The sequence below is a fragment of the Asanoa sp. WMMD1127 genome (assembly GCF_029626225.1).
In the GTDB taxonomy this organism is placed as follows: domain Bacteria; phylum Actinomycetota; class Actinomycetes; order Mycobacteriales; family Micromonosporaceae; genus Asanoa.
The window spans coordinates 2805248-2831997 of the sequence record NZ_JARUBP010000001.1 but is presented as its reverse complement, the minus strand read 5'-3'; the positions used below and the strand labels follow the sequence as shown (position 1 = coordinate 2831997).

Annotated in this window: 27 protein-coding genes; 16 read left to right on the top strand and 11 right to left on the bottom strand. The window is 71.7% G+C overall.

The genetic code is table 11. The features are described from left to right. The first annotated feature begins 44 nt into the window (after positions 1-44). Positions 45-413, top strand: coding sequence for a PH domain-containing protein (locus O7635_RS13610; RefSeq protein WP_278080774.1), 369 nt, complete (start codon positions 45-47; stop codon positions 411-413). On the opposite strand, the gene O7635_RS13605 is transcribed toward O7635_RS13610, so the two are convergent. After that, positions 406-666, bottom strand: a complete 261-nt coding sequence (locus O7635_RS13605; RefSeq protein WP_278080773.1) for a YciI family protein — start codon at positions 664-666, stop codon at positions 406-408. The two genes, O7635_RS13610 and O7635_RS13605, sit on opposite strands and share 8 nt — an antisense overlap. A gap of 29 nt (positions 667-695) precedes the next feature. On the opposite strand from O7635_RS13605, the gene O7635_RS13600 reads away from it, so the two are divergent. Beyond that, a complete protein-coding gene (locus O7635_RS13600; protein WP_278080772.1) occupies positions 696-1160 on the top strand; it encodes a GNAT family N-acetyltransferase in 465 nt (154 codons plus the stop codon). Between the two features lie 5 nt (positions 1161-1165). On the opposite strand, the gene ychF is transcribed toward O7635_RS13600, so the two are convergent. Together ychF and O7635_RS13590 are read right to left on the bottom strand one after the other, a co-directional pair. Next, positions 1166-2251, bottom strand: coding sequence for a redox-regulated ATPase YchF (ychF, locus tag O7635_RS13595; protein ID WP_278080771.1), 1086 nt, complete (start codon positions 2249-2251; stop codon positions 1166-1168). A 952-nt stretch (positions 2252-3203) separates the two neighbouring features. Continuing rightward, positions 3204-4295, bottom strand: a complete 1092-nt coding sequence (locus tag O7635_RS13590; protein ID WP_278080770.1) for an MBL fold metallo-hydrolase — start codon at positions 4293-4295, stop codon at positions 3204-3206. 120 nt (positions 4296-4415) lie between these two features. Here O7635_RS13590 and O7635_RS13585 point away from each other — a divergent pair, with 120 nt between their 5' ends. From O7635_RS13585 to O7635_RS13540, 10 genes are all read left to right on the top strand, one after another. Beyond that, positions 4416-5834: a DNA-3-methyladenine glycosylase 2 family protein gene (locus O7635_RS13585; protein ID WP_278080769.1), complete on the top strand. Its 1419-nt coding sequence runs from the start codon at positions 4416-4418 to the stop codon at positions 5832-5834. A gap of 11 nt (positions 5835-5845) precedes the next feature. Further along, on the top strand, positions 5846-6322 hold the full coding sequence (locus O7635_RS13580; RefSeq protein ID WP_278085473.1) for a methylated-DNA--[protein]-cysteine S-methyltransferase: 477 nt from the start codon (positions 5846-5848) through the stop codon (positions 6320-6322). A gap of 27 nt (positions 6323-6349) precedes the next feature. Further along, complete coding sequence (locus O7635_RS13575) at positions 6350-8113, top strand: ABC transporter ATP-binding protein (RefSeq protein WP_278080768.1); 1764 nt, start codon at positions 6350-6352, stop codon at positions 8111-8113. After that, positions 8110-9948: an ABC transporter ATP-binding protein gene (locus O7635_RS13570; RefSeq protein WP_278080767.1), complete on the top strand. Its 1839-nt coding sequence runs from the start codon at positions 8110-8112 to the stop codon at positions 9946-9948. Before O7635_RS13575 ends, O7635_RS13570 begins: the two co-directional genes overlap by 4 nt. Continuing rightward, positions 9945-10334, top strand: coding sequence for a hypothetical protein (locus O7635_RS13565; RefSeq protein ID WP_278080766.1), 390 nt, complete (start codon positions 9945-9947; stop codon positions 10332-10334). The genes O7635_RS13570 and O7635_RS13565 overlap by 4 nt, the downstream gene beginning before the upstream one ends. Positions 10335-10352: 18 nt before the next feature. Then, entirely contained in the window at positions 10353-10844 is a 492-nt protein-coding gene (locus O7635_RS13560; RefSeq protein ID WP_278080765.1) for a helix-turn-helix transcriptional regulator, read from the top strand. A gap of 75 nt (positions 10845-10919) precedes the next feature. After that, entirely contained in the window at positions 10920-11294 is a 375-nt protein-coding gene (locus O7635_RS13555; protein WP_278080764.1) for a hypothetical protein, read from the top strand. Between the two features lie 119 nt (positions 11295-11413). Beyond that, the gene (locus tag O7635_RS13550) at positions 11414-13534 is read left to right on the top strand and encodes a transglycosylase domain-containing protein (protein WP_278080763.1); all 2121 of its coding nucleotides are present in this window, start codon (positions 11414-11416) and stop codon (positions 13532-13534) included. Then, positions 13497-16046: a valine--tRNA ligase gene (valS, locus tag O7635_RS13545; protein ID WP_278080762.1), complete on the top strand. Its 2550-nt coding sequence runs from the start codon at positions 13497-13499 to the stop codon at positions 16044-16046. The genes O7635_RS13550 and valS overlap by 38 nt, the downstream gene beginning before the upstream one ends. Before the next feature lie 110 nt (positions 16047-16156). Next, positions 16157-16930 carry a hypothetical protein gene (locus tag O7635_RS13540; protein WP_278080761.1) on the top strand — a complete coding sequence of 258 codons (774 nt, stop codon included), beginning with the start codon at positions 16157-16159 and terminating at the stop codon, positions 16928-16930. A 9-nt stretch (positions 16931-16939) separates the two neighbouring features. On the opposite strand, the gene O7635_RS13535 is transcribed toward O7635_RS13540, so the two are convergent. Together O7635_RS13535 and xseA are read right to left on the bottom strand one after the other, a co-directional pair. Beyond that, on the bottom strand, positions 16940-17146 hold the full coding sequence (locus O7635_RS13535; protein ID WP_278080760.1) for an exodeoxyribonuclease VII small subunit: 207 nt from the start codon (positions 17144-17146) through the stop codon (positions 16940-16942). Continuing rightward, the gene (gene xseA, locus O7635_RS13530; RefSeq protein ID WP_278080759.1) at positions 17143-18387 is read right to left on the bottom strand and encodes an exodeoxyribonuclease VII large subunit; all 1245 of its coding nucleotides are present in this window, start codon (positions 18385-18387) and stop codon (positions 17143-17145) included. The genes O7635_RS13535 and xseA overlap by 4 nt, the downstream gene beginning before the upstream one ends. A 95-nt stretch (positions 18388-18482) precedes the next feature. Here xseA and O7635_RS13525 point away from each other — a divergent pair, with 95 nt between their 5' ends. Further along, positions 18483-19475: a 4-hydroxy-3-methylbut-2-enyl diphosphate reductase gene (locus O7635_RS13525; RefSeq protein WP_347405332.1), complete on the top strand. Its 993-nt coding sequence runs from the start codon at positions 18483-18485 to the stop codon at positions 19473-19475. On the opposite strand, the gene O7635_RS13520 is transcribed toward O7635_RS13525, so the two are convergent. From O7635_RS13520 to O7635_RS13510, 3 genes are read right to left on the bottom strand one after another with little or no spacing between them, the layout of a single operon-like run. Continuing rightward, a complete protein-coding gene (locus O7635_RS13520; RefSeq protein ID WP_278080758.1) occupies positions 19464-20060 on the bottom strand; it encodes a PH domain-containing protein in 597 nt (198 codons plus the stop codon). The genes O7635_RS13525 and O7635_RS13520 overlap by 12 nt on opposite strands. Before the next feature lie 29 nt (positions 20061-20089). After that, positions 20090-20533 carry a hypothetical protein gene (locus tag O7635_RS13515; protein ID WP_278080757.1) on the bottom strand — a complete coding sequence of 148 codons (444 nt, stop codon included), beginning with the start codon at positions 20531-20533 and terminating at the stop codon, positions 20090-20092. Between the two features lie 14 nt (positions 20534-20547). Next, a complete protein-coding gene (locus O7635_RS13510) occupies positions 20548-21723 on the bottom strand; it encodes a DNA recombination protein RmuC (RefSeq protein ID WP_278080756.1) in 1176 nt (391 codons plus the stop codon). Positions 21724-21776: 53 nt separating this feature from the next. On the opposite strand from O7635_RS13510, the gene O7635_RS13505 reads away from it, so the two are divergent. Continuing rightward, positions 21777-22556, top strand: a complete 780-nt coding sequence (locus tag O7635_RS13505) for a hypothetical protein (protein ID WP_278080755.1) — start codon at positions 21777-21779, stop codon at positions 22554-22556. A gap of 77 nt (positions 22557-22633) precedes the next feature. Next, the gene (locus tag O7635_RS13500; RefSeq protein WP_278080754.1) at positions 22634-23293 is read left to right on the top strand and encodes a hypothetical protein; all 660 of its coding nucleotides are present in this window, start codon (positions 22634-22636) and stop codon (positions 23291-23293) included. Here the strand turns inward: O7635_RS13500 and O7635_RS13495 are convergent. Next, positions 23290-23844 (bottom strand): DUF4245 domain-containing protein, encoded by a 555-nt coding sequence (locus O7635_RS13495; RefSeq protein ID WP_278080753.1) that lies wholly within the window; start codon positions 23842-23844, stop codon positions 23290-23292. The two genes, O7635_RS13500 and O7635_RS13495, sit on opposite strands and share 4 nt — an antisense overlap. Positions 23845-24062: 218 nt before the next feature. Between O7635_RS13495 and glpX the strand changes: the two genes are divergently transcribed. Beyond that, positions 24063-25085 (top strand): class II fructose-bisphosphatase, encoded by a 1023-nt coding sequence (gene glpX, locus O7635_RS13490; protein WP_278080752.1) that lies wholly within the window; start codon positions 24063-24065, stop codon positions 25083-25085. 10 nt (positions 25086-25095) lie between these two features. Here the strand turns inward: glpX and O7635_RS13485 are convergent, their stop codons facing one another. Together O7635_RS13485 and O7635_RS13480 are read right to left on the bottom strand one after the other, a co-directional pair. Next, positions 25096-26064, bottom strand: a complete 969-nt coding sequence (locus O7635_RS13485; RefSeq protein WP_278080751.1) for an NAD(P)/FAD-dependent oxidoreductase — start codon at positions 26062-26064, stop codon at positions 25096-25098. A gap of 71 nt (positions 26065-26135) precedes the next feature. Continuing rightward, positions 26136-26738 carry a rhomboid family intramembrane serine protease gene (locus O7635_RS13480; protein ID WP_278080750.1) on the bottom strand — a complete coding sequence of 201 codons (603 nt, stop codon included), beginning with the start codon at positions 26736-26738 and terminating at the stop codon, positions 26136-26138. Positions 26739-26750: the final 12 nt, after the last annotated feature.

The window sequence follows — 26750 nt, the reverse complement described above, 5'->3', positions numbered from 1 at the left end:
CGACAGCATGCCGGGGCTTGACCGTGCTGCCTAGCGTGAGAAACATGACGGCCACGAATGCCAAGTACGACCGGAAAGAGCAGCTGCGGCAGATCGAGAGCGGGCTGCTGCCGGGCGAGGAAGTGATCGCGGTCTACGACGCGATCGGCACGGGGACGGGCTTCATCGGCCTCACCAGCCGCCGGGTGATCGTGCAGGACAAGTCGTTCGTGGGCAAGAAGGTCGCCATCACCAGCGTCCCCTACGGCAAGATCACCAGTGTCAGCGTGGTCTCCAACAAGTCCTGGGGCGGCGCGTTCTTCTCCACGGGCTCGATCGCGATCAACGTGGGCGCCCACACCTACGAGGTCGAGTTCCGCGGCGCCGACAAGGCCCACCACGTGCACAACGTGGTGCTGCACTACATCAGCTGACGACGGGGTTCCATTCGCGCTTGGCGGCGATCGTGACACCGGGGGCGCGGTAGTAGGGGTCGGCCGCGACCAACTCCTCGAACTCGGCTTCGGTGGCCACGTCGAAGATCAGCAGCGCACCGGACTCGTCGGCGTAGGGGCCGGCCATCGCGACCAGGCCACGCTTCTTGAGGTCCGCGAGCAGCTCGCGGTGAGCGGGCCGGTGCCGCAGCCGCTCCGGGTTGTCGTCGAAAGCGAGTTCGAGCAGAAACATCCGCCCATCCTAGGTACGTTGGATGCCCCATGCTGCTCCGTGAGGCCACGTTGGCTGACGTCGCCGGACTCGTCGACGTGCAGCAGGCCGGTGCCCAGCTCGCGTTGGCGCACATCTTCCCGCAGTCCCAGCACCCGTTCCCGCGCGCCGCGATCTCGGCGCGCTGGGCGGCCGAGGTGGCGAGCCCGGACGTCGACGTCCTCGTCGTGGGCCGCGACCCCATCGAGGCGTTCGCGGCCATGCGTTCCGACGAGCTGCTCCACTTCGGCACGGCCGTGTCGACGTGGGGCACCGGCCTGGCCGGGGAGGTCCATGCGGAACTGATCGAACGCTTCGTGGCGGCCGGCCACCCGTCGGCGTGGCTGCGCGTTTTCGAACAGAACCATCGGGCCCGTCGCTTCTACGAGAAGATGGGTTGGTCCGCGACGGAGCGACGCAGCCGGAGTCCGTTCGCTCCGCACCCGGTCCTGGTGGAATACCGGATCGGCCTGTAGCCGGCTCAGACGTTGAAGCGGAACTCGACGACGTCGCCGTCCTGCATGATGTAGTCCTTGCCTTCGATGCGGACCTTGCCCGCCGCCTTGGCTGCCGCCATGGTGCCCGCGGCCATCAGGTCGTCGTAGGAGACGATCTCGGCCTTGATGAAGCCCCGCTGGAAGTCGGAGTGGATGACGCCGGCGGCTTCCGGGGCGGTGGCGCCGGTCGGGATCGTCCAGGCGCGGGCTTCCTTCGGGCCGGCGGTCAGGTAGGTCTGCAGCCCCAGCGTGCGGAAGCCCACCCGGATGAGCTGGTCCAGGCCCGGCTCCGGCTGGCCGATCGACTCCAGCAGCTCGCGCGCCTCGTCCTCCGGCAGGTCGATCAGCTCGGACTCGACCTTGGCGTCCATGAAGACGGCCTCGGCCGGGGCGACCAGGGCCCGCAGCTCGTCGAGGAACGCGGCGTTGTTGAGCTCCTCCTCGTCAACGTTGAAGACATAGAGGAACGGCTTGGTGGTCAGCAGGTGCAGCTCACGCAGCTCGGCGACGTCGATGCCGGCGGCGGCCGCACCGGCGTACAACGTGGTGCCCTGGTCGAGCAGCTCCCCCGCGGCCTTGGCCGCGGCCACGATCCCGGCGCGGTCCTTGCGGAGCTTCGCCTCCTTCTCGAGCCGCGGCAGCGCCTTCTCGATCGTCTGCAGGTCGGCGAGGATCAGCTCGGTGTTGATCGTCTCGATGTCGTCGGCGGGCGACACCTTGCCGTCGACGTGCACCACGTTGGGGTCCGAGAAGGCCCGCACGACCTGACAGATGGCGGACGCGTCGCGGATGTTGGCGAGGAACGCGTTGCCCCGCCCCTGCCCCTTCGATGCGCCCCGCACGAGCCCCGCGATGTCGACGAACGACACGGGCGCGGGCACGATCTTCTGCGAGTCGTAGAGAGCGGCCAGCTTGGCCAGCCGCCCATCGGGCAGCCCGACGACACCGACATTCGGCTCGATGGTCGCGAATGGGTAGTTCGCCGCCAGCACGTCATTTTTCGTCAACGCATTGAACAGCGTGCTCTTGCCGACGTTGGGCAGGCCGACGATCCCGATGGTCAGACTCACAACAGACCAGCTTACGCAGCGCTCTCGAAGGGGTCGCCCGCGGCTGCGCCACCTGCTGGGCGATCATGCGTGCCCTCCGCGGCCGATGCCCAGGACGGGCGAAGGCGATCGACGCATCATCCGGGCCGCGTTGAGCGCGCGGCCGGCGGTGGTGTTCTACGAGCCGACATGCTTTGGCATGTACGCACATGCCAAAGCATGTGCGCTCGCGGAAGGTGGCTCCGCCGGCTGCGCGGCTTGCCTGGGTCCGCGACGGGTGCCCTGATCGAATCGGCTCATCACCGAACGCGTCGCACTTGATCATGGCGCGCGCGCCCACCTCGACGCAGATCAGCAATGACGCCCGCCGCCACCCATCCGGCTGCAAGCGCATGTGGTGAGGGCCACGGTGCGCCCGCCCGCAGATCACGCGGACGGCCACAAACGCCGGCGCGACGGGCCCCGGTCTTGGCTGGCGGCCAGCCTAAATCTTGCCAACGCCGGCCGAGGTCCGGCCGCCGCAGCAAGCAGCGATCACGGGCCGACCACGAACCCGCGCCTCGGGAGAACCAGGGTGGTGGATCGTGGCCTGCGAACTTTTGCCAGCGCACGGGCCGGGGCCGGCCACACGCCGAACTCGAAAGGGCGGGGTCGGCCCGGCCTGTCAGAATCCTGCCAACGCCCGTGGGGTCCGGCCGCTCCCGGACAACCAGGGCCCCGCGGAGGTGCAGGGCGGTGGGTCGTCCGGGGGTGCACTGAGTCGGCTAGGCCGCCTGATTCTTGCCCGACGCCCGCCGAGGTCCGGCTGCCACGGCAACCAGCGATCACGGCCAGCCGCGCGTCCCGCTCTCGAGAGGGCGTGGGGGTGCGGGCAAGTCGACAGGTCGCTGGCGAGCAACGCCTAGCGCTTGATCATTGGGATCGGGCGTGAAGGTGATCCAGACGGTGCCGCCCGACGACCTTGGACCAAAGATCAGGCGATCGACTGCCACCAGCCGTCGACCGCTGGCGGAGCGTCGACGTCGACTCGCTCGCCGGGGCGGGGGACGGCCAAGGTCACACCCTCGGCTTTGGCTTCGGACCAGAGGCGGTCGGCTGGTTCGGACCAGTCGTGGAAGGCGAGCACGAAGGTGCCCCAGTGCAGCGGGATCATGAGGTTGCCGCGGACCGCGTGGTGGGCTCGGACCGCGTCTTCCGGGGTCATGTGGATGTCGGGCCAGCCGTCGCCGTAGGCGCCGATCTGCATCAGGGTCACGTCGAACGGGCCGTAGGCCGCGCCGATTTCCGCGTAGCCGTCGAAGTAGCCCGAGTCGCCCGTGTAGAAGACCGAGCGGCCGTGGCCCTTGACCACCCACGACGCCCACAGGGTTTCGTCTCGGTTCAGGCCTCGGCCCGAGAAGTGGCGGGCCTCCGTGGCCGTGAGGGTCAGGCCGGCGACCGTGATCGACTCGTCCCAGTCGAGCTCGATGACGCGTTCCGCCGGGATGCCCCAGCGGGCGAAGTGGGCGCCCACGCCCAGCGGGACCACGAACGGGGCCGACGACGTGCGGGACAGCTCGCGGATCGTCGGCAGGTCGAGATGGTCGTAGTGATCATGGGAGATCACGATCGCGGACAGGGCGGGTAGCTCGTGGAGCTCCACCGGCGGCTCGTGCAGCCGGCGCGGGCCGACCAGGTGCGACGGCGAGCAGCGGTCGCTCCATACCGGATCGAACAGCACCCGGTCGCCGGAGATCTCCACGAGCGCGGACGAGTGCCCGTACCAGGTGATGTGTAGGCCCGTCGACGTGGCGCCCGTGCTCGCGACCAGCGGAATCGGCAGGCGGGGCTTGCGGCGCTCGCGGTCGCGCAGGAACGAGCCCAGCATCGAGCCGGCCGGCTGGGTGATCGTGCGGGCCGGGACCCGGTTGTGGAACTTGCCGTCGCGCCACTGTGGCGACGGGGCGACCCGACGCTCGTCGGGGCGCGCGCCCATCGCCCGCGGCACGTCGCGCGCCGCCCAGGCCAGCGCCGCCGCGGCCGCACCCAGGAGGCCCACTGCTGTCCATGCCGACTTCTTCGCCATGACCACAAGTGTGCAACAACGCCCCGACAAAAACCTGAGCCTCCGCTGAGCCGAGGCGCGGCCACGGCGATGTCCGAAACCCGCGAGCCATCCGGGCCCGAAGCAGGCAGGATCGACAGCATGGAACTGGAGTTCGAGCGCTGCTACCGGGCAGTCGACAGCCGCGACCAGCGGTTCGACGGCTGGTTCTACACGGCCGTGACGTCGACCGGCATCTACTGCAAGCCCTCGTGCCCGGCCATCACGCCGAAGCGGGCGAACGTGCGCTTCTACCCGAGCGCCGCCGCCGCCCAGCGGGCCGGCTTCCGGGCCTGCCGCCGGTGCCGGCCGGACGCCGCGCCGGGCTCACCCGAGTGGGACGTCCGAGCGGACACGGTCGGCCGGGCCATGCGGCTGATCGGCGACGGCGTGGTCGACCGCGAGGGGGTGCCGGGGCTCGCCGCCCGACTCGGCTACACCGAGCGCCACCTGCACCGGATGCTCACCGAGGAGCTCGGCGCCGGCCCGCTGGCGTTGGCTCGGGCCCAACGCGCCCAGACCGCCCGGATCCTGGTCGAGACGACCGACCTCGGGCTCGCCGAGATCGCGTTCGCGGCGGGTTTCGGCAGCGTGCGGCAGTTCAACGACACGATCAAGGAGGTGTACGGCGGCCCGCCCTCGACGCTGCGCCAGGCGAAGCAGAAGCCGGGCGAGGCGGGTGTGGTCAACCTGCGCCTCGCCTACCGCCCACCGCTGCACGCCTCGGCCCTGCTCGAGTTCCTGGCCGACCGCGCGATCCCGGGCGTCGAGGAGGTGACCGACGGCACGTACCGCCGCACCCTGACGCTCCCACACGGCTGCGGCGAGGTGGCCCTGACGCCGATCCCGGGCCAGGGCTCGGGCGCTCACGTGGCGGCCACGCTCAAGCTCAAGGACGTCCGTGACCTGGCCCCCGCGGTCGCCCGCTGCCGACGGCTGCTCGATCTCGACGCGGACCCCGAGGCGGTCGACGCGACCCTCAAGGCCGACCCGGCGCTGGCCAAGACGGTCGAGAAGGAGCCGGGCGTACGCGTACCCCGTGCCGTCGACGGCTTCGAGACCGCGGTCCGCGCGATCGTCGGGCAGCAGATCTCCGTCGCCGCGACCCGTACCATCCTGGGCCGCATCGCGGAGAGCGCCGGCCAACCCGGCTTCCCGGACGCGGCGACCGTCGCCGCGCTGCCCGACGAGGCGTTCCCGATGCCGGCCGCCCGCCGGGCGACGATCCGCGGCCTGGCCGGCGCGGTCGCGGACGGGACCGTCGACCTCGACCTCGGCGCCGACCGCGAGGAGCTGGTCGACAGCCTGGTCGCCCTGCCCGGCATCGGCGCCTGGACGGCCGGCTACGTGGCCATGCGGGCCGCCGGCGACCCGGACGTCTTCCTGCCCACCGATCTCGCCGTGCGCCGCGGCGCGCAGCACCTCGGCCTGCCCGACGAGCCCAAAGCCCTCGAAGCGCACGCCGCGAGCTGGCGGCCCTGGCGCTCGTACGCCCTGATCCGTCTCTGGAGGAACGCGTGAACACGACCACCATGACCACCCCGACCGGCCCCCTGACCATCGTCGCGACCGACGCGGGCGTGGTGCGCGCCGCCGGCTTCACCGCGGACGTCGACGAGCTCCTGGCCCTCGTACACCCCTCGTTGCGCGGGCAACCACGGCCACGCGCGGACCTCGGCCCGATCTCCGCGGCCGTGACGTCCTATCTGGACGGTGATCTCACGGCGCTCGACGCGGTGCCGGTCGAGCAGCGCAGCGGCGGCACGTTCCTCGGTCCCGCCTGGGAGGCGCTCCGCACGGTCAAGCCGGGCGAACCTGTCACCTACCGCGAGTTCGCCGAGCTCGTCGGCAACCCGACCGCGATCCGGGCGGCCGCGCAGGCCTGTGCCCGCAACGCGATCGTGCCGTTCGTGCCCTGCCACCGGGTGTTGCGCACCGACGGCACGCTCGGCGGCTACCGCTACGGGCTCGAAGTGAAAAAGTGGCTTCTCGGGCACGAGTCGCGTTAGGCCGGTCGCAGCGTTTACCGTCACGGGGTGCGTACCAGACGTGACCATCAGTCAGGGGTACGCAACCTGTGGCGGCTGCGCCGCTACCTCCGCCCGTACCGGCGGCAGTTCGTCGGTCTGATCCTCGCCGCGTTGGCCGGCACCGCCGTCGGCATCGCGGTGCCGCTGGTCGTCCGGCGCGTGGTCGACGGTCCGATCGCCCACCGCGACGCGCGCGGCCTGTTCCTCCTGGGCGGGCTCGCGCTGCTGTTCGGCATCGCCGAGGCCGCCCTGACCTTCATCCGGCGCTGGTCGCAGTCGAGCCAGGCGCTCGGCATGGAGGCGACGATCCGGCAGGAGATCTACGCCCACCTGCAACGGCTGCCGGTCGCGTTCCACGATCGCTGGCAGAGCGGCCAACTGCTGGCCCGGGTCACCGCCGACCTCTCGGTGATCCGGCGCTTCCTCTCCTTCGGCCTGCTGTTCCTGTTCGTCAACCTCGCCACGTACGCCGTGGTGGTGGGCCTGTTGATCCGCCTGCACTGGCCGCTCGGCCTGCTGGTCGCCGGCAGCGCCGTGCCGCTGACCATCGTCAGCCGGCGGTTCACCCGCACCTACCTGCGCACCTCGCGCCGGATGCAGGACGAGCAGGGCGACCTGGCCACCCAGGTCGAGGAGACGGCGCGCGGCCTGCGCACGGTGAAGTCGTTCGGCCGGCAACGTTTCATGAGCGCGCAGTTCGGCGTCGGCGCCGACCGGCTGCGCAACACCGCCGTCGACAAGGGTCGCCAGCTCGCCGGCACGTCGGCCCAGTTCGACCTGGTGCCCAACCTGACGTTGGCCGCGGTGCTGGTGGCCGGCGCGGTCGAGGTCGCCGCCGGCCGGCTGACGATCGGCGAGCTGGTCGCGTTCGTCACGCTGCAGCTGATGCTGATCTGGCCGATCGAGTCGCTGGGCTGGATCATCGGCAACGCGCAGGAGGCGATGACGGCGTCCGACCGGATCTACGAGGTGCTGGACGCACCACCATCCATCGTGGACCGGCCCGACGCGAGACCGGCCGGTGCCGTACGCGGTGAGGTCCGCTTCGACGACGTCCGGTTCAGCTATCCGGGCAGTGACGTGCCAGTGCTGCGGGGCATCGACCTGACCGTGTGCCCCGGCGAGACGCTCGCCGTCGTCGGCACCACCGGCTGCGGCAAGACCACGCTGGTCTCGCTGGTGCCGCGGCTCTACGACGTCACCTCGGGCCGGATCACGCTGGACGGGCGCGACATCCGCGACCTGCGGCTCGAGTCGCTGCGCGAGGTGGTCGGGGTGGCGTTCGAGGAGCCGACCCTGTTCTCGATGTCGGTGCGCGAGAACCTGGCGCTCGGCCGCACGGACGCCACCGACGACGAGATCCACGAGGCGCTCGCGCTGGCCCAGGCCGACTTCGTCGACGACCTGCCGTGGGGCCTCGACACCCGGGTCGGCGAGCAGGGCCTGTCGCTGTCCGGCGGCCAGCGGCAACGGCTGGCGCTGGCCCGGGCGATCCTCAGCCGACCGCGGGTGCTGGTGCTCGACGACCCGCTGTCGGCCCTCGACGTGCACACGGAGGCGCTGGTCGAGAAGGCGCTGGCCGGCGTGCTGGCCGACACGACCGCGCTGCTCGTGGTGCACCGGCCGTCGACGATCGCGCTGGCGGACCGGGTGGCGCTGCTCGACGGCGGGGTGATCGCCGCGGTCGGCACGCATTCGGAGCTGCTGGCCACCGTGCCGGCGTACCGGGCGGTGCTCTCGGAAGCGGCGGCGATCGCGGACGCCGCATGACGGTGCACTCGTGGCGGGGCCGCGCCGCCGAGCTCGACGCGGACCGAACCGCCGCGGAAGCCGCGGACCCGGCGGCCGTCGCGCGCCTGCGGGTCCGCAGCCGGTCGCTGCTGGCATCGCTGGTGCGCCCCCACCGGCGCGCCCTGGCCGCCACGATCGCCCTGCTCCTCCTGCAGAGCGCCGCCGGCATGGCCGGCCCGTTCCTCGTCATGCTCGCGATCGACCGGGGCATTCCGCCGCTGCGCCAGGGTGACCCGACGATCCTGGTCCAGGTCGGCCTGGCCTTCGTGGCGGCCGCCCTGGCCGAATACTTCGGCAAGCGCGGCTTCCTCCGCCTCTCCGCCCGGATCGGCCAGGACGTGCTGCGCGACCTGCGGCAACGGGTCTACGACCACTTCCAGCGGCTGTCGATCGGCTTCCACGAGCGCTACACGTCGGGCCGGATGGTGGCCCGACTGACCAGCGACATGGACTCGATCAGCGAGCTCGTCGACGGCGGCATCGACGACCTGGTGCTGGCCGGGCTGTCGGTGCTGTCGGTGGCCGGCGTGCTGCTCTACCTCGACCCGCCGCTGGCCCTGGTGACACTGCTGACGTTCCCGTTCCTCCTCTGGCTGTCCCGCTGGTTCGCGCTCGCTTCCGCCATTGCCTACCGCCGTACGCGGGAAGCAGTGGCCCTGGTGATCGTCCACTTCGTGGAGTCCCTGGGCGGCATCCGGGCGGTACAGGCGTTCCGTCGGGAGCCGCGCAACCAGCAGATCTTCGACGTCCTCAACGACGACTACCGCGGCGCGTCGCTGAAGGCGTTTCGCCTTATCGCGGTCTACTCGCCGAGCATCAAGCTGATCGGCAACGTGGCGATCGCCGGCGTGCTGACGTTCGGCGGCTGGCAGGTGCTGCACGGCCGCACAGCGATCGGCGTGCTGGCGGCGTTCCTGCTCTACCTGCGGCGGTTCTTCGAGCCGATGCAGGAGCTGAGCCAGTTCTACAACGCGCTGCAGTCGGCGACGGCGGCCCTGGAGAAGCTGGCCGGCGTGCTGGACGAGCGCCCGGCCGTGCCGGAGCCGATCCGCGCGACGCCGCTGCCCGTGGTGGCCGGCGGTCGGGCGATCCTGTTCGACCAGGTGACGTTCGGCTACCGCGACGGCCCGCCGGTGCTGCGCGATTTCAGCATCGAGATCCCGGCCGGCCAGATCGTGGCCCTGGTCGGCGCGACCGGCGCCGGCAAGTCCACAGTGGCCAAGCTGGTGGCCCGCTTCTACGACCCGGTGGCCGGCACCGTGCGGCTCGACGGAGTCGACCTGCGCGAGGTGACCGACCCCGACCTGCGGCGCGCGGTCGTGATGGTCACGCAGGAGAACCACCTGTTCGCCGGCACGGTCGCCGACAACCTGCGGTTCGGCCGCCCGGACGCGACCGACGCGGACCTGGTGGCGGCCGCCCGCGCGATCGGCGCACACGAGTTCATCGCCGCGCTGCCCCAGGGCTACGACACGGACGTGCACCGCCGCGGGGGCCGGCTGTCGGCGGGCCAGCGCCAGCTCGTGGCCTTCGCCCGGGCGTTCCTGGCGGACCCGGGGGTGCTGATCCTGGACGAGGCGACGTCGTCGCTGGACGTGCCGACGGAACGCCTGGTCCAGCGGGCGCTGCGGACGATCCTGCGGGACCGCACGGCCCTGGTCATCGCCCACCGCCTGTCAACGGTGGAGATCGCCGACCGCGTCCTGGTCATCGACGACGGCCGCGTGGTCGAAGACGGCCCACCCTCCCGCCTCATCACCGGCGGCGGCCGCTACGCCCGCCTGCACAGCCAGTGGCAGGACTCGCTGCTGTGAAACCCCCGGCGGGGCGCGCAACCCGCGCCGCTTCGGCGGATCCACGGCCCCGACCCGCTTCCACGTGGCCGGTCGTCCTGCCGGCCCTGCTCGTGCTCGGCGCCACGACGGCGCTGCTGGTGGCGGGGCATCCGCTGCAGGACGCGCTGCTCTGGGCGGCTGGGCTGGCCCTGGTCGGCAACCAGGTCGCTCGCCGGATCATCAGAGACTCCGGCCCTGCGCCGACCGTTGTCGTCGGCTCGGCCATCGCCGTGTTCGGCGCCGTCCTCGTCCTCCTGGGCTACGGGCTCGCCGAGGCGGCGCTGGGCGCCGGCCTCGCGGGCCTGGTGGCCGGTGAGGTGGCCGGCCGGCTCTCCACCGCCGACGCGCGTCGGACGGAGGTGTAGCGGCGGGATCCGCGCATCATGGTCAAACCAATCGAACCCAACGAGCACCTCGACGAGTTGCTGCGACTGTTGCGGGCAACCTATCGGCGCGCCCAGGAGCCGGCGTACCGAGAGATCGCGGCCCAGTGCCGACGGCGGATCTCGGCGTCCACCATCAGCCGGATCTTCAACGCCGACAAGCCACCGAAGTGGCGCAACCTGGAGATCCTGCTCAACACGCTGGGCGTCGAGCCCGATGAGCTGGAGTCGGTCTGGTACCCGCTCTGGGCCAGGGCGCAGAACAAGGTCAACCCGATCGACCAACCCGACCGGCCGCTGCGTCGGCTGATCGCCCGTCCGGCCGACCGGATCTGCGGCGAGTGCGGCGCGGTGATTGGCGACGCCCGAGCGCACCAGGCCTGGCACGCCCGGCTCGGTCGCCCGGCCGGCAAGGCCGAACCCGGCCTGCGCACGATGACCACATCGGCGAGGGGCAGTCGCCGGCGTGTGCCCACCGTGCCTCTCAGTTGACGAACCGCCGTGCCCGGGCATCTCACGGTGCCCGGGCACGGCACCTCAATGGAGTTGACCGTGACGATCGTCCTCATGGATCTCAGACCCGCCACGATTCCCGCGCCGGCGGACGTGTGGCGCAGCACCTGGCACATCACCTTGACCTGGCGGTCCGATTGCGGCCCAGGTCGGCAGACCCACCTCGTCGTCGACGACCCGGCGGACCTCGCCAGGAGCATGGTGCGCTACTCGGCCGACCCGCGGCTGGTCAGCTACCGCTTCGCGCGGCGGGACCTGCTCAGCATGGACGCGAGCCCCGCGAACTGCTTCGGCTGCGGCGAGCCCTTCTCCCTGGCCGGGCCGCGACGCTGGTGGCGGCCGTGCGCCTGCGGCGGGCACCACGTCTATGAATGCGTCGCGTGCGCGCACCGCCAGGCGTACCCGGAGATCGTGTCGACCTGCTCTTGACCTGCGCTGACAGGCGGCTGGGCGGTTGCTGGCAGCGCGGTGTGAGTTTGGCCCGATAGCTGGGCATTCCACCTGAAGGTGCCGATCCTGAGTGAGGGATCACTCGGGGAGGGGCGCCCATGGCGAAGTGGACGCGGCTGGCGATCGGGGCCGGCATCGTGGGAGTGCTGGTGGCGGCCGCGGCGTTGCCGAGTGGGCTGTTGGCCGGGTTTGTCGCCACCCGGGTCGCGGTGGCTACCACCGACCTGCCGACCGCGCTGGCCCAGCCCAGCGTGCCGCAGGCGTCCCGGCTCTACGCCGCCGACGGCAAGACCTTGATCACCACGTTCGCGGATCTCAACCGGACCGACGTGGCCCTGGCCGACGTCGCGCCCGTCATGCGGCAGGCGATCGTCGCCGCGGAGGACACCCGCTTCTACGAGCACGGCGCGGTCGACCCCAGGAGCGTGTTGCGGGCCCTGGTCGCCAACGGGCGCAGCGGCGAGACTCAGCAGGGCGCGTCCACGCTGACCATGCAATATGTCCGGAATGTGCTCAAGACCGACCCCCGCGCCACCGACGAGGAGCGGGCCGCGGCGACGCAGGACAGCGTGGGTCGCAAGATCCAGGAGATGCGGTACGCCGTCGCGGTCGAGCACGCCCTGACCAAGGACGAGATCCTCGCCCGCTACCTCAACATCGTCTACTTCGGCGCCGGCGCGTACGGCATCGCGGCCGCCGCGCAGACCTACTTCTCCACCACGCCCGACAAGCTGACCCTCCCCCAGGCCGCCCTGCTCGCCGGGCTCGTCCAGTCCCCCGACGCCTACGACCCCATCCACGGCGACCAGGCCGCCGCCCAGGCCCGCCGCGGCTACGTGCTCGACTCGATGGTCAAGGCCGGCCACGTCAGCGCGGCCGACGCCGACCAGGCCAAGCGCCAGCCACTGCGGCTCGATCCCGGCAGCGTGCCCAACGGTTGCACCGCCGCCACCCCGGCCGACAGCCGCTTCTTCTGCGACTACTTCGTGTCGTGGTGGCAGCAGCAGAAGGCGTTCGGCGACACTCCGCAGCAACGGCTGGCGGCCCTGCGCGACGGCGGCTACCGGATCACGCTGTCGATGGACCCCGAGGTGCAGGAGACCGCGACCAAGGCGGCGACCGAGGTGTACGACTACGACTCGCCCCGCGCCCTGCCCATCGCCGCCGTGCAACCGGGCACCGGGCGGGTGCTCGCGCTGGCCGTCAACCGCCACTACAGCCTCGACAAGAAGCCCGGCGACACGGTCGACCAGCTGGTGGCCGGCGGGTCGTCGGTCACCGGCTACCAGGCCGGCTCCACGTTCAAGCTCTTCACGATGCTGGCCGCGCTGGAGGCCGGGCAGACACTCGACACGGGCTTCGACGCGCCGAGCCGGCTGAGGACGCACTGGGCCGACGGCGGACCCGCCTCCTGCGACGGCTTCTACTGCCCGGCCAACGACAATCCATCATGGATGGACGGCTACCGTACGATGTGGACCGGGTTCGGTCGTTCCGTCAACACCTACTTCGTGCGCCTCGAGGAGCAGGTCGGCGCGGCCAAGGCGGTCGAGATGGCGCAGCGGCTCGGGATCCAGTTCCGGGCCAAGTCCGACGCCGAGCGGGCCAGTAACGACGCCGACGACTGGGGATCCTTCACCCTCGGGGTCGCCGACACGACGCCACTGGACCTGGCCAACGCGTACGCGACGATCGCGGCCGACGGCACCTACTGCGCTCCCTTACCGGTCACCGGCATCACCGACGCCAACGGCAAGAAGGTGGCGGCCGCGGAGCCGACCTGCAAGCGGGTGCTGGAGCCCGACGTGGCCCGGGCCGCCGTCGACGCCGCCCGGTGCCCGGTCGGCCAGCGGGGCGCGTTCGGCCAGTGCGACGGCGGCACCGCCACCCAGGTGTCCACAATGCTCGGCGGACGGCCGGTGGCCGGCAAGACGGGCAGCGCCGAGGGCAACGCCACGGAGTCGTTCGTCGGCTTCACGCCGCAGGCCGCGGTCGCCGGCATCGCGGCGAACCCGAGCCGGCCCGCCGACGGCGTGGGCGCGGCCGTGCAGCAGGACGTCATCGCCGCCGTCGCCCACGTGCTCGGCCGGGCCGTCAACGGTCAGCCGGAACGGGGTTTCACCCCGCCGAGCACGGCCGTGGCCTTCGAAAATGGCTCGAGCCCGGCGGTACCCTGGCCCCATGACGGATACGGCGAACAGGCGCGCCGGTATCCCTGAGAAGCCGTCCCTGGACGGTCTCGAGGAGAAATGGTCGCGCCGGTGGCAGGAGGCGGGGACGTACGCGTTCGACCGGTCGAAGGCCCGGTCCGACGTATACGCGATCGACACACCTCCGCCGACCGTATCCGGCGAGCTGCACATGGGCCACGTCTTCTCCTACACCCACACCGACACCGTGGCCCGGTTCCAGCGCATGCGCGGCAAGACGGTGTTCTATCCGATGGGCTGGGACGACAACGGCCTGCCGACCGAGCGCCGGGTGCAAAACGTCTACGGCGTGCGCGGCGACGCGTCACTCCCCTACGACCCGTCCTGGGTGCCACCGGCGGCGCCGGTCGACGACGCCGACCGCAAGAACCCGGCGGTCATCTCGCGGCGCAACTTCATCGAGCTGTGTGAGCGACTGACCGTCGAGGACGAGCAGGCGTTCGAGGCGTTGTGGCGCAGGCTCGGGCTGTCCGTCGACTGGTCGATGACCTACACGACGATCGGCCACCACGCCCGCCTCGCCTCGCAGCGGGCCTTCCTACGCAACCTGACCCGCGGCGAGGCCTACACCGCCGAGGCGCCGACGCTGTGGGACGTCGGCTTCGGCACCGCCGTCGCCCAGGCTGAGCTCGAGGACCGCGAGCGCCCGGGCGCCTACCACCGGCTGCGCTTCCACGGCCCGGGCGACGAGCCGGTCTACATCGAGACCACCCGGCCCGAGCTGCTGCCGGCCTGCGTGGCGCTGGTGGCGCACCCCGACGACGAGCGCTACACGCACCTGTTCGGCGCGTCCGTGCGTACGCCGGTGTTCGGTGTCGAGGTGCCCGTGCACGCGCATCCGCTGGCGGAGAAGGACAAGGGCACCGGCATCGCGATGGTCTGCACGTTCGGCGACCTCGCCGACGTGACCTGGTGGCGGGAGCTGCGGCTCGACACCCGGGTGGTGATCGGCCGCGACGGGCGGCTGCTGCCCGAGCCACCGCCCGGCGTCGACCCGGAGCGCTACGCGCCGCTCGCGGGCCGCACGGTCAACCAGGCCCGGCGCGAGATCGTGGGGCTGCTCTCCGAGTCGCTCGACCTCATCGGCGAGCCGCGGCCGGTGACGCACCCGGTCAAGTTCTACGAGCGGGGCGACTCGCCGCTGGAGATCGTCTCCACCCGGCAGTGGTACATCCGCAACGGCGGCCGCGACGCCGACCTGCGCGACGCGCTGCTCGAGCGGGGCCGGCAGCTGCGCTGGCTGCCGCCGCACATGCGGCACCGCTACGAGCACTGGGTGGGCGGGCTCACCGGCGACTGGCTGATCAGCCGGCAGCGCTTCTTCGGGGTCCCGGTGCCGATCTGGTACCCGCTGGACGCCGACGGCCGGCCCGACTACGACCGCCCGCTGGCGCCGACCGAGGACCGGCTGCCGATCGACCCGTCCAGCGACGTGCCGGCGGGCTACACCGACGAGCAGCGGGGCGTGCCCGGCGGCTTCGCGGCCGATCCCGACGTGTTCGACACCTGGGCCACCTCATCGCTGACGCCGCAGATCGTGGGCGGCTGGGAGACCGACCCCGACCTGTTCGGCCGGGTGTTCCCGATGGACCTGCGACCGCAAGGCCAGGAGATCATCCGCACCTGGCTGTTCGCCTCGGTGGTGCGGTCCCACTTCGAGCACGGTGTGCTGCCCTGGCGCGAGACCGTGCTCTCGGGCTGGATCCTCGACCCCGACCGCAAGAAGATGTCGAAGAGCAAGGGCACCACGGTCACGCCGATGGGCCTGCTGGTCGACAGCGGCTCCGACGCGGTGCGCTACTGGGCGGCGAGCGGGCGGCCCGGCACCGACCTGGCGTTCGACCCGACGCAGATCCGCATCGGCCGGCGGCTGGCCACCAAGGTGCTCAACGCGTCGAAATTCGCCCTCGGGCTCGGCGCGGCCGGCGGCAGCGTCACCGAGCCGCTCGACCGGTCGATGCTGGCCGGCCTGCGCGAGGTGGTGGGCGCCGCCACGGCGGCCTTCGAGGCCTACGACCACACGACCGCCCTGCAGGTCGCCGAGTCGTTCTTCTGGCGGTTCTGCGACGACTACATCGAGCTGGTCAAGGAACGGGCATACGGCGACACGGCGGCCTGCGGCTCGGCCCGGGCGGCGCTGGCCACCGCGCTGTCCGTCCAGTTGCGACTCTTCGCGCCGTTCCTGCCCTTCGTCACCGAAGAGGTCTGGTCGTGGTGGCGCTACGGATCTGTGCACCGGGCGCCGTGGCCGACGGTGCACGAGGTGGCAGCGGCGGCCGGTGACGCGACGCCGGAGCTGCTGCAGCTCACCGGCGAGGCGCTGTCGCAGGTGCGGCGGGCCAAGTCGGAGCGCAAGGTGTCGATGCGCACCGAGGTGCCGCTGGCCGAGGTGCTCGGCCCGGCCGCGATGCTGGAGCTGCTGTCCCAGGCCGCCGACGACCTCAAGGCGGCGGGCCGCATCGGCAAGCTCGACCTGCTCCCCGACCGCACGACGGAACTCGTGGTCGCCTCGGCGTTCTGATCGAGCGAGCCCCGACGGAAGCCCGCCCGGCTTGTCCGTCGGGGCACCGGGGGCACGGGGCTGCGGCTACGCTACGGCACTTCCACGTCGCAGATTCCCTGGAGCTTTCCTTGCGTACGCCCAAGTTGGCGGTCGTTTCGGCTGCCGTTCTGATCGCGCTGACCGGTTGCGGTCAGGCCAACGACTCGTCGGGCGCCGGCTCGCCGGGCGCCGCCACCACGTCCGCGCCCGCCGACCCGGCCGCCCGGATCGACGCCGCGAGCAAGAAGATGGAGCAGAGCAGCTTCAAGTTCAGCATCGACGCCGCCGGCATGAAGGCCGAAGGCGTGCGGCACCAGCCGTCCGACAGCATGTCGATGACGATGAAGGGCGCCGCGGAGGGCAAGGAGTTCACCATCGAGATGGTCCAGATCAGCAAGGACATCTACATGAAGATGGACTTCGGCCTGGACCCGGGCGACGACCCTGAGCTGCAGGGCTTCGCCGACGCCCTGAGCGGGTGGCGGCACATCACGCAGGAGCAGGCCAAGGCCGACGTCGGCTCGCTCGCGGCCGCGGGCGCCCAGGCCATGGGCAGCAGCATCGCCAAGCAGGTCACCGAGCTCAAGGAGACGGCGCCCAACACCTTCACCGGCACCGTCGATCTGACCAAGAGCAACGACCTCGACGTCACCGACGCGGAGACGCTCGCGGCGCTGGGCGACAAGGCCAAGGCGGTGCCGGTCACGATCACGCTGGACAGCGAGGAGCGGCTCAGCTCGATGGTGCTGGACATCCCGGGCGCGGGCAAGATCAAGGCGCAGCAGACGACGATCAAGTTCTTCGACTTCGACAACGTCACGCAGCCCAAGGCGCCCCCGGCCGATCAGATCAAGGAGAGCTGAGCCGCCCCGCTACGCCTCGGCGCCGGCTCGTTGGCGGGCGGCGTCGAGGCGTTCGCGGGCGCCGTCGAGCCAGTGTTGGCAGATGTCGGCGAGGCGCTCGCCGCGCTCCCACAGGGCCAGCGACTCCTCCAGCGAGATGCCGCCCGCCTCGAGCTTCTCGACGACCGACGCCAGCTCGGCGCGCGCCTGTTCGTAGCTCAGCTTCTCGTCGGTCACCCGTGCTCCTCAGTTTCGTCCACTGTGGTCGACAGTTCGCCGCTTGCCAGGCGGACCCGCAACACGTCGCCCTTGGCCACCTCGGTCGCCGTGCGGACGACGTGGCCGGCGCGGTTCTGCACGATGGCGTAGCCGCGGTCGAGGGTCGCCGCCGGCGACAGCGCGCGCAGGCGGGCCACCGTGTGCCGCAGCTCGTCGTCGGCCGCGCGGACGCGGTGGTCGAAGCTCCGCCCGGCCCGGTCGCGCAGCGCGGACACGTCGAGCGCCCGCTGCTCGATCATCACGTCGGGCCGGGCCAGCACCGGGCGGGAGCGGATCGCCTCGAGCCGGTGCTGCTCGCGGTCCAGCAGGCCGGTGACGGCCCGGTCGAGGCGCTGCCGGGCCTGGCCGATGACCCGGATCTCCTCGCCGAGGTCGGGCACGATCCGCTTGGCCGCGTCGGTCGGGGTCGAGGCGCGCACGTCGGCGACGTAGTCCAGCAGCGGCGTGTCGGTCTCGTGGCCGATGGCGCTGACCACGGGCGTACGGCAGGCGAACACCGCCCGGCAGAGCGCCTCGTCGGAGAACGGCAGCAGGTCTTCGACCCCGCCGCCACCCCGGGCGATGACGATCACGTCGATGGTCTCGTCGGCGTCGAGCACCTTGAGGGCGTCGACGATCTGCGGCACCGCGGTCGGGCCCTGCACGGCCACGTTGACCGGCCGGAACTCGACCGACGGCCAGCGCCGCCGGGCGTTGGTCAGCACGTCGCGCTCGGCGGCCGAGGCGCGGCCGGTGATCAGCCCGATCCGGGCCGGCAGGAACGGCAGGCGCCGCTTGCGCCGCGGGTCGAACAGCCCTTCGGCGGCCAGGAGCCGCTTGAGCCGCTCGAGCCGGGCGAGCAGCTCGCCCAGGCCGACCTGGCGGATCTCGTCGGCCCGCAGGCTGAGCGTGCCCCGCGCCGGGAAGAAGTCGGGCTTGGCGTGCAGCGTGACCCGGGCGCCCTCTTCCAGGTTGGGCGCGCCGAGGTCGAGCACGTCGCGGTTGGTGGTGACGGTGAGGCTGAGATCGGCCGAGGGGTCACGCAGCGTGAGGAACACCGTGGTCGCGCCCGGCCGCCGGCTGATCTGGGCCACCTGGCCGTCGACCCAGACCCAGCCCAGCTTGGCGATCCAGCCGCTGATCTTCTGGCTCACCACGCGCACCGGCCACGGCTCCTCCGCGGTGCTCTTCGGGATGCCGTTGGGCTCGGGCGTGGTCACCGCACCACCCTACGGCGGGGCAGGGGGTGGCGGTGCGCACTGCCGGCGCACGACATTCTGCCGGGGACGCACCCGCCACGTACGATTGGCTGGTGATCGAGGAACCCACCCGCAAGCGTGTGCTCCTGGCCAACCCGCGCGGCTACTGCGCCGGCGTCGACCGCGCCGTGCAGACCGTCGAAGAGGCGCTCAACCTCTACGGCGCGCCCATCTACGTGCGTAAGCAGATCGTGCACAACAAGCACGTGGTGGCCACGCTGGAGCGCCGCGGGGCGATCTTCGTCGAGGAGAACGAGGAGGTGCCCGAGGGCGCCACCGTGATCTTCTCGGCCCACGGCGTCGCGCCCGAGGTCTACGAGCAGGCCAAGACCCGCCAGCTCAAGGCCATCGACGCGACCTGCCCTCTGGTCACCAAGGTCCACCAGGAGGCCCGGCGGTTCGCCGCCGACGACTACGACATCCTGCTGATCGGCCACGAGGGCCACGAAGAGGTGATCGGCACCTCCGGCGAGGCGCCCGCGCACATCCAGCTGGTCGACGGCCCCGACGGCGTCGACAAGGTGACCGTGCGTGACCCCGCCAAGGTGGTCTGGCTGTCGCAGACCACGCTGTCGGTCGACGAGACCCTGGAGACGGTGGGCCGGCTCAAGCAGCGCCTGCCGCTGCTGCAGTCGCCGCCGAGTGACGACATCTGCTACGCCACGCAGAACCGGCAGCAGGTCGTCAAGCAGATCGCGCCCGACTGCGACGTGGTGCTGGTCGTGGGCTCGACCAACTCCTCCAACTCGGTCCGGCTCGTCGAGGTCGCCCTCGACGCCGGTGCGCGGGCGGCCCACCTGGTCGACTACGCCACCGAGGTCGACGACGCCTGGCTGGCCGGCGCCACCACGATCGGCGTCACCTCCGGCGCCAGCGTCCCGGAAGACCTGGTCGACCAGCTCCTCGACCACCTGGTCGAGCGCGGTTTCGCGGACGTCTCCGAGGTCACCACGGTCGACGAGCGGCTGGCATTCTCGCTGCCGCAGGAGCTCAAGCGCGACATGAAGGCGGCCGCCGCCGCCCGGGCCGCCGCCGCGTCAGCCGACTGACACCAGACGCCCACGGGCCGCGGCCACGAGGTCGCGCGGGTCGTCGGCCCAGAAGTGCAGCTCGCTGATCGGGCCGCGGGGCAGGCCGACCTCGGTCGGCGCGGTCAGCACCAGCTCCACGTTGGTCTGCCCCAGCACGACCACCTTGCCGATCAGCCCGCCCGCGGTCTCCTCGTACTGCAGGCCCTTGCTCTTCTCCAGCGGCCGGTTGCGGGTGCGGATCTCCGCGACCGCCGACCAGGGCACGAACGCGTCGACGGTGAACCCCGAGCGCACCCGGATGCCTTCGGCCTGCACCAGGTGCGGGTGCACGCGCAGCGCACCCAGCAGCCCGACCATCCACAGCAGGCCCCACGCGCTGATCACGAACGCCACGATCTGCACGGTCCGCCACGGCAGCAGGAAGTGCAGGATCGGGATCTCCACGATCGACACGCCGATGAACGCAAGCAGCACTGGCGTGGTCGTGGCGCTGTAGCCGAACCGGGCGCCGGGACCGGCCGGGTCGGGGCGGCGGAGGATCCAGCGGAAGAGGCTGACCCAGACCCCGCGCTCGTACGTCATGGCGGTGCGAAGCAGGTTCACGCCACCCAGTTTACATTACGGATGTAATGTCATAGGCGCTGTGCCGACGTGATCATCGCCGGTGTGCCCTGCATGCAGGTGCTGACCAGATCGCCCCGCACTTCCAGGGTCGCCTTCACCCGCACGCCCTCGTAGACGAGGCTCGTCGGCGCGTTGACCAGCAGGTAGCCCTCCAGCAGCAGGCAGCCCGGCTCGGTGCCCGCCGTGACGGTGCCGGTCACGTTGACCGTCTTGGGTGTCTGCGCGCCGGACGGGCGCGGGCCCTCGGGCCGGGGCGACGCGATGCGGCCGGTGGGCGGCGGCGCCGTGGCGGGCGCGGAGGACGGCGACGGGCTCGGCGTGCCGGCCGGCGCGGTCGACGTCGAGACCGAGGGCTGCGGTGTGGGCGCCGGCCCGCCGCCACCCCGGCTCGCCGAGCAGCCGGCGAGCGCCGCCACCAACACCGCCACGAGTGGCACCGTGAGCCGTCGCATGACGTCGAAGTGTGTCATTGGAATGGGACGCGCGCCACCGCCGGCTCGGTTCCCCCTTCGACGAGTTCGGGCGCCTGGAGCTGGCGCGGGGTGGTCTCCACCTGCGGCGGCGCGACCAGGTCGTCGCCGGAGACGCCGAGATCGGCCAGCTTGCGCGCGCTGACCAGGACGCGGGCCTCGAGCGAGCCGACCGCGCGGTTGTAGGAGGTGACCGCCGTGCCCAGCGCCGAGCCCAGCTTGCCGACGTGGTCGCCGAGCGTGGCCAGCCGGCCGTAGAGCTCGCGGGCCAGCTCGTGCACCGACACCGCGTTGCGGGCCAGCGCCTCCTGCCGCCACGAGTAGGCGACCGTGCGCAGCAGCGCCACCAGCGTCGCCGGCGTGGCCAGCACGATGTTGCGGGCGAAGGCGTGCTCGAGCAGCGTCGGGTCGCGCTGCAGCGCCACGTCGAGAAACGGGTCGGCCGGCACGAACAGCACGACGAACTCGGGCGACTGGGTGAACGCGGCCCAGTAGGACTTGGCGGCCAGCCCGTCGACGTGGGCCCGGAGCTGCCGCGCGTGGGCGTCGAGGTGGTGGTCGCGGGTGCGCTCGTCGCGCGCCTCCATCGCGGTCAGGTAGGCGTCGAACGGGGCCTTGGCGTCGACCACCACGCTGCGGCCGCCGTGGAGCCGCACGACCAGGTCCGGGCGTACGCCCTGGTGGTCGGTCGCGGCCGTGACCTGCTCGGAGAAGTCGCAGTGCTCGAGCATGCCGGCCGCCTCGACGATCCGCCGGAGCTGGTGCTCACCCCAGCGCCCCCGCACCTGCGGCGCCCGCAGAGCGGCCACCAGCTGCTTGGTCTCGGTGCGCAGCTCGCCGGAGACGCTCGACATGGCCCGGACCTGCTCCCGCAGCTCGGCGTAGGCGTCGACCCGGTCACGCTCCAGCTCGGCCACCCGCAGCTCGTAGCGGTGGAGGGTTTCGTGCAGCGGCGCCACCGCGCGGGCCACCGCCTCCTGCGACTGCACCGTGGCCTCGAACGACAGCGCCCGCATCGACTGCTCCAGGCGTCCCTCGCCCTCGCGGGCCGAGTCGATGGTCGCCTCGAGTCGGGCAATCCGGGTCGCGGACCGGGAAACCGCCGCAAACCACCCCGCCGCGGCGCCGATGGCCAGGCAGACAACCACCACGACCACCGTCGAAAGGTCCATTCGGTAACTCTGCCAAACAGGTACGACATGACAAGGATGGGTACCGTCGTGTCATGGGTTGGTTGTGGTTGATCGCGCTTCTGGTGATCGTCATCGCGCTGGTGTTCTACTACCAGCGGGCGGTGGCCGGCCGCCGCGAACGGGAGTTGGGCGACGCGCGGGCCGAGGCTCAGCGCTGGTACGAGCGGCTCGGCGGGCAGGTGATGAACCTGCACGGCGACGAGCCGGCCGTCCGGCAGGCGCTGGCCGACGCCGGCGAGCGCTACACGGCGGCGGGCAGCCAGCTGGAGCAGGCCCGGTCCACCCGGCAGTACGAGCTGGCCCGCGAGACGGCGCTCGAAGGTCTCACCTACATCCGCGCGGCCCGCACGGCCATGGGCATCGACCCGGGTCCCGAGCTGCCGCAGCTGGCGTCGGCGCGCGGCGTAGGCACGCTCACCAAGGAGCGCACGGTCGACGTGCAGGGCCAGCCGTTCAGCGCGGGCCCGCAGCCCAGCAACCGAACGCCCTACTACTACCCCGGCGGCCACTACCAGGGCCGTCCCGTCCCCTCCGGCTGGTACTCCCAGCCCTGGTGGCGCCCGGCGCTAGCCGGCGCCGCGGGCGCGGTGGGTGGCCTGCTGATCGCCGACGCGCTTTTCTCGCCGGCGTTCGCGGATCCCGGCTACGGCTACGACGCCGGCTACCAGGAGGGCTTCCAGGACGGCAGCGGCTACGACGACGGCGGCGGTGACGGCGGCGACGGTGGCGGCTACGACGGGGGCGACGGCGGTGGCGGCGACTGGGGCGGCGGCGACTTCGGTGGCGGCGATTTCGGGGGCGGCGACTTCTGATCCACCCGCCGGCCCGACCCACCCGGGTAGGGCTAGCGGGATGGTGCCGGGGGTTCGCGGTCGGCACAGTAGGTGACGTGACCACGACCTATCCGCAGACCTCGACCCCGACCCCCGCACCGCGGCGGGCGACCGGCGGCGCGGCCCCCTGGCTGGCCGGCGGCGGCCTCGCACTGCTCGCCTGCGCGCTGGTCAGCGGCCTCGCCCAGGCGGCGCACGACTTCCGCTGGTGGTCACTGTTCGTGGTGATCCCCACGTCGCTGATCGCGGCGGCCGGCCTGGTCTCGCTGGTGCGCCGCGGCGGCGGCATCCTGGCGTACGCGGTCGCCGGTCTCGGCCTGATCGCGTTCGCGGTGGGCGTCATGCTGATGTTCGGCGACGTGCCGCGGTTCTGGCCGCTGCTGATCGCGCTGCCGGCGGCGGCCATCGCGGGCAGCTACTACTGGCGCCCGGACGACCCGCTGGGCCGCTCGTTCCACCGCACGCTGGTGATGCTGGCCACCGTCGCGGTCGGCCTCGGCCTGGCGTTCCAGGCGATGCGCTTCGGCTGGTTCGACCCGAGCCCACGCTGGTGGGCCTGGTTCATGGTCGCGGCCGGCGTGGTCGTCGTCGGCAATGGCGCGGAGCTCGTGCGGCACCGCATGGTCTATCGCGTGTCCGCCGCCGCCCTCGCCGCCGGCCCCGGCCTGGTCACCATCCTGCTCGGCGTCCGCTTCCTGCGCGGCTGGTGGTTCTAGGGCTTCAACGCGGCGGCAAGCGTGCGCAGTTCGCCGTCGTCGGCCTCGCCCACGACGATCACGGTGCGGTCGGGGTCGAGCTTGACCAGGGCCCGCTCGCCCGGCCGGGTCGAGTAGGACTGCCACGAACCGCCCGCGACGTCGACCGCGCCCTCGGGCCGGGCGTCGGCGGTGAGTTCGGCCGGGATGAAGGCCGTGGGCTCGGCGTCGGTCTGCACGACCTGCACGCCGTCGCCGTCGGGGGTGACCAGGCCGAGGCGCAGGGCCTTGCCGCCGTCGACCTCCTGCCAGCGGGCGCTGACCGTCACCCAGTCGTCGCCGAGCCCGGCCGGCACGAGCACCGGGAAGGCGTTGGCGTGCCGGGCGTCGTCGATCGCCACGGACGCGTCGACCGGGATCGGGTCGTGTCCGTCGAAGAACACCCGGTAGACGCCGAACGCCAGGAGAATCGGGACGAGCAGGACCAGCATCGAGATCACCATGTCGCGCGGCCGGCGCTCGCTGCGCTGGGCCGACTCGACGACCTCGCTCTGGCTGGCCTGCTGCTCCACGAAGGCAATTGTGCCGAGCGCCGGCCGGCGCGACCACACCGGGTCGACACGCCGACCCGAACGGACGTTCAGCGGGCGGTCATGCCAGGATCACAGGTAACGACCGACCCGCTTACTGCAGCGCCGCGACGCGAGGAGGCCGCCATGAGCGAACGAAGTGAGCGCAGTCAACTCAGCCGACCGTGTTCTTGCTCAGCCGACCGAAGGGAGGCGGCGGCATGAGTGAACGCGTTCCGCAGGATCTCGACCGCAACCTGGCTCTCGACCTGGTCCGGGTGACCGAGGCGGCGGCGATGGCCGCCGGCCGCTGGGTCGGCCGGGGCGACAAGGAGGGCGGCGACGGCGCCGCTGTCGACGCGATGCGCAAGCTGATCAATTCGATCCAGATGCGCGGCGTCGTGGTGATCGGCGAGGGCGAGAAGGACAACGCCCCGATGCTGTTCAACGGCGAGGAGGTCGGTGACGGCACCGGCCCCGAGGTCGACGTGGCCGTCGACCCGATCGACGGCACCACGCTGATGAGCAAGGGCATGCCCAACGCGCTGGCGGTGCTGGCGGTCGCGGAGCGGGGCGCGATGTTCGACCCGAGCGCGGTCTTCTACATGGAGAAGCTGGCCGTCGGCCCCGACTGCGCCGACGTGGTCGACATCAACGCCGGCGTCGGCGAAAATCTCCGCCGGATCGCCAAGGTCAAGAAGTCCAGCGTCTCCGACGTCACGGTCTGCATCCTCGACCGCCCGCGGCACGAGCGGCTGGTCCAGGAGGTGCGCGAGGCGGGCGCCATGATCCGGTTCATCTCCGACGGCGACATCGCGGGCGCGATCTACGCGGCCCGCGACAGCTCCGAGGTCGATGTGCTGATGGGCATCGGGGGTACGCCCGAGGGCATCACCGCGGCCTGTGCGCTCAAGTGCATGGGCGGCGCGATCCAGGCCAAGCTGTGGCCGCGCGACGACGCCGAGCGGGAGAAGGCGCTGGCCGGCGGGCACGACCTCGACCGGGTGCTGCACACCGACGACCTGGTGTCCGGTGACAACGCGTTCTTCGTCGCCACCGGCGTGACCGGCGGCGACCTGCTGCGCGGGGTGCACTACCGGGCGGGCGGCGCCTACACCCAGTCGATAGTGATGCGGTCCAAGAGCGGCACGATCCGGATCATCGACTCCTATCACCAGCTCGAGAAGCTGGCGCTCTATTCATCCGTCGACTTCGACGGCCGGCCGATCGCGGAGCTGAGCTGAGCCAGGGGGCCTAGCCGTTGTCCGACGAGTGACCCGGGAAGAGGTGCGCGTCCGGGTCGATCGCGACCGCGGCATTGTTGACCGCGGTCGCCGCCTCGCCGAAGCCGGTCGCGATCAGCCGCACCTTGCCCGGATATTCGGTGATGTCGCCGGCCGCGAACACGCGCGGCAGGTTGGTGGCCATCGTGCTGTCGACCTTGACGTGCCGCTTGTCGAGGTCGAGGCCCCAGTCGGCCAGCGGTCCGAGGTCGGCGGTGAAGCCCAGCGCCGCCACCACCGTGTCGACGGGGATGGTCTCGGTCTCGCCGCCCTTGACCGCGATGTCGGCGTGGGTCACCGCGTTCTCGCCGTGAATCTTGGCCACCTCGGCGTTGACCACGATCCGCACGCTCAGGTCCTGCACCCGGGCGACCGTGGCGGCGTGCGCCCGGAACCGGTCGCGCCGGTGCACCAGCGTCACGGACCGGGCCAGCGGCTCAAGGGCCAAGGCCCAGTCGAACGCCGAGTCGCCGCCGCCGACGATCAGCACGTCCTGGCCCGCCAGGTCGGCGAGGTGTGGCACGAAGAACACGATGCCGGTGCCGGCGAACGTCTCGGCGGCCGGCAGCGGGCGCGGCTTGAAGCTGCCCATCCCGCCGGTGATGAGCACGGCGCCACAACGCACGTCGTCGCCACTGGACAGGCGGAGCACCGGCTGGCCGTCGGCGTACGACAGGTGATCGGCCCGGGTCGAGAGCAGGTATTCGGGCCGGAACGGCGCGGCCTGCTCGACCAGGTTGGCGACCAGCTCGCGGCCCTTGATGCTCGGGAAGCCGCCGACGTCGTAGATCTGCTTCTCGGGGTACATCGCGGTGACCTGGCCGCCCGGCTCCGGCAGGTTGTCGATCAGTGCGACCGACAGCCCACGGAAGCCGGCGTAGTAGGCAGCGAAGAGTCCCGACGGACCCGCGCCGATGATCGCGACGTCGATTTCCCGCATGGCTCACCAATGCCCTTCCGGGAGGTTGACATCGACGGTAGGCACAGCGCCGCCGTGCCGGCAAGGACCCGTCAGCGGCGGAACACCACGGCGGCGACCGCGCCGCCCAGGAACCCGAACAGGTGGCCCTGCCACGAGACGTGCGGGTCCGACGGGAGGATGCCGAAGAGCTGCCACCAGTAGAGGAGCCCGACCAGCACCACGACCCCGAGGTTCCACCACGTGCGTTCCACGATCCCCCGGGCCAACAGCAGCCCGAAATAGCCGAAGATCACCCCACTGGCACCGACCACCACCGTGCCGGGGTCGCCGACGATCCACACACCCAGACCGCTGACGAGCATGATGAACGCGGTCGACCAGATGAACCGGCGGGAGCCCGCGGCCAGCACGAACGTGCCGAGCAGGATCAGCGGGATGCTGTTGCCGTAGAGATGGTCGAAGCCGGCGTGCAGCAGCGGCGAGAAGACGATGCCGTCGAGGCCGTAGACGTTGCGCGGGATGATCCCGCCCCGCGGGTCGAGGCCGAGGCCCAGCCAGTAGTCGAGGGCCTCGATGGCGAACAGCACCGGCACGACGGCGCACATCGCCACGAACGCCCGCCCGACGGCGGCATAGAACGTTTCGCTGCCGAAGCGCAGCCGGTCCGGTTCGGTCGTCCAGTCCTGGGACACGCACAAGGGGTA

Coding starts and splice junctions, on each gene's coding strand:
- glpX (WP_278080752.1), top strand. CDS start 24,063: ATGAGTGAACGCGTTCCGCAGGATCTCGACCGCAACCTGGCTCTCGAC.
- O7635_RS13585 (WP_278080769.1), top strand. CDS start 4,416: ATGGAACTGGAGTTCGAGCGCTGCTACCGGGCAGTCGACAGCCGCGAC.
- O7635_RS13510 (WP_278080756.1), bottom strand. CDS start 21,723: ATGGACCTTTCGACGGTGGTCGTGGTGGTTGTCTGCCTGGCCATCGGC.
- O7635_RS13550 (WP_278080763.1), top strand. CDS start 11,414: ATGGCGAAGTGGACGCGGCTGGCGATCGGGGCCGGCATCGTGGGAGTG.
- valS (WP_278080762.1), top strand. CDS start 13,497: ATGACGGATACGGCGAACAGGCGCGCCGGTATCCCTGAGAAGCCGTCC.
- O7635_RS13570 (WP_278080767.1), top strand. CDS start 8,110: ATGACGGTGCACTCGTGGCGGGGCCGCGCCGCCGAGCTCGACGCGGAC.
- O7635_RS13600 (WP_278080772.1), top strand. CDS start 696: ATGCTGCTCCGTGAGGCCACGTTGGCTGACGTCGCCGGACTCGTCGAC.
- O7635_RS13560 (WP_278080765.1), top strand. CDS start 10,353: ATGGTCAAACCAATCGAACCCAACGAGCACCTCGACGAGTTGCTGCGA.
- O7635_RS13515 (WP_278080757.1), bottom strand. CDS start 20,533: ATGCGACGGCTCACGGTGCCACTCGTGGCGGTGTTGGTGGCGGCGCTC.
- O7635_RS13580 (WP_278085473.1), top strand. CDS start 5,846: ATGACCACCCCGACCGGCCCCCTGACCATCGTCGCGACCGACGCGGGC.
- O7635_RS13485 (WP_278080751.1), bottom strand. CDS start 26,064: ATGCGGGAAATCGACGTCGCGATCATCGGCGCGGGTCCGTCGGGACTC.
- O7635_RS13590 (WP_278080770.1), bottom strand. CDS start 4,295: ATGGCGAAGAAGTCGGCATGGACAGCAGTGGGCCTCCTGGGTGCGGCC.
- O7635_RS13610 (WP_278080774.1), top strand. CDS start 45: ATGACGGCCACGAATGCCAAGTACGACCGGAAAGAGCAGCTGCGGCAG.
- O7635_RS13555 (WP_278080764.1), top strand. CDS start 10,920: ATGGATCTCAGACCCGCCACGATTCCCGCGCCGGCGGACGTGTGGCGC.
- O7635_RS13505 (WP_278080755.1), top strand. CDS start 21,777: ATGGGTTGGTTGTGGTTGATCGCGCTTCTGGTGATCGTCATCGCGCTG.
- O7635_RS13605 (WP_278080773.1), bottom strand. CDS start 666: ATGTTTCTGCTCGAACTCGCTTTCGACGACAACCCGGAGCGGCTGCGG.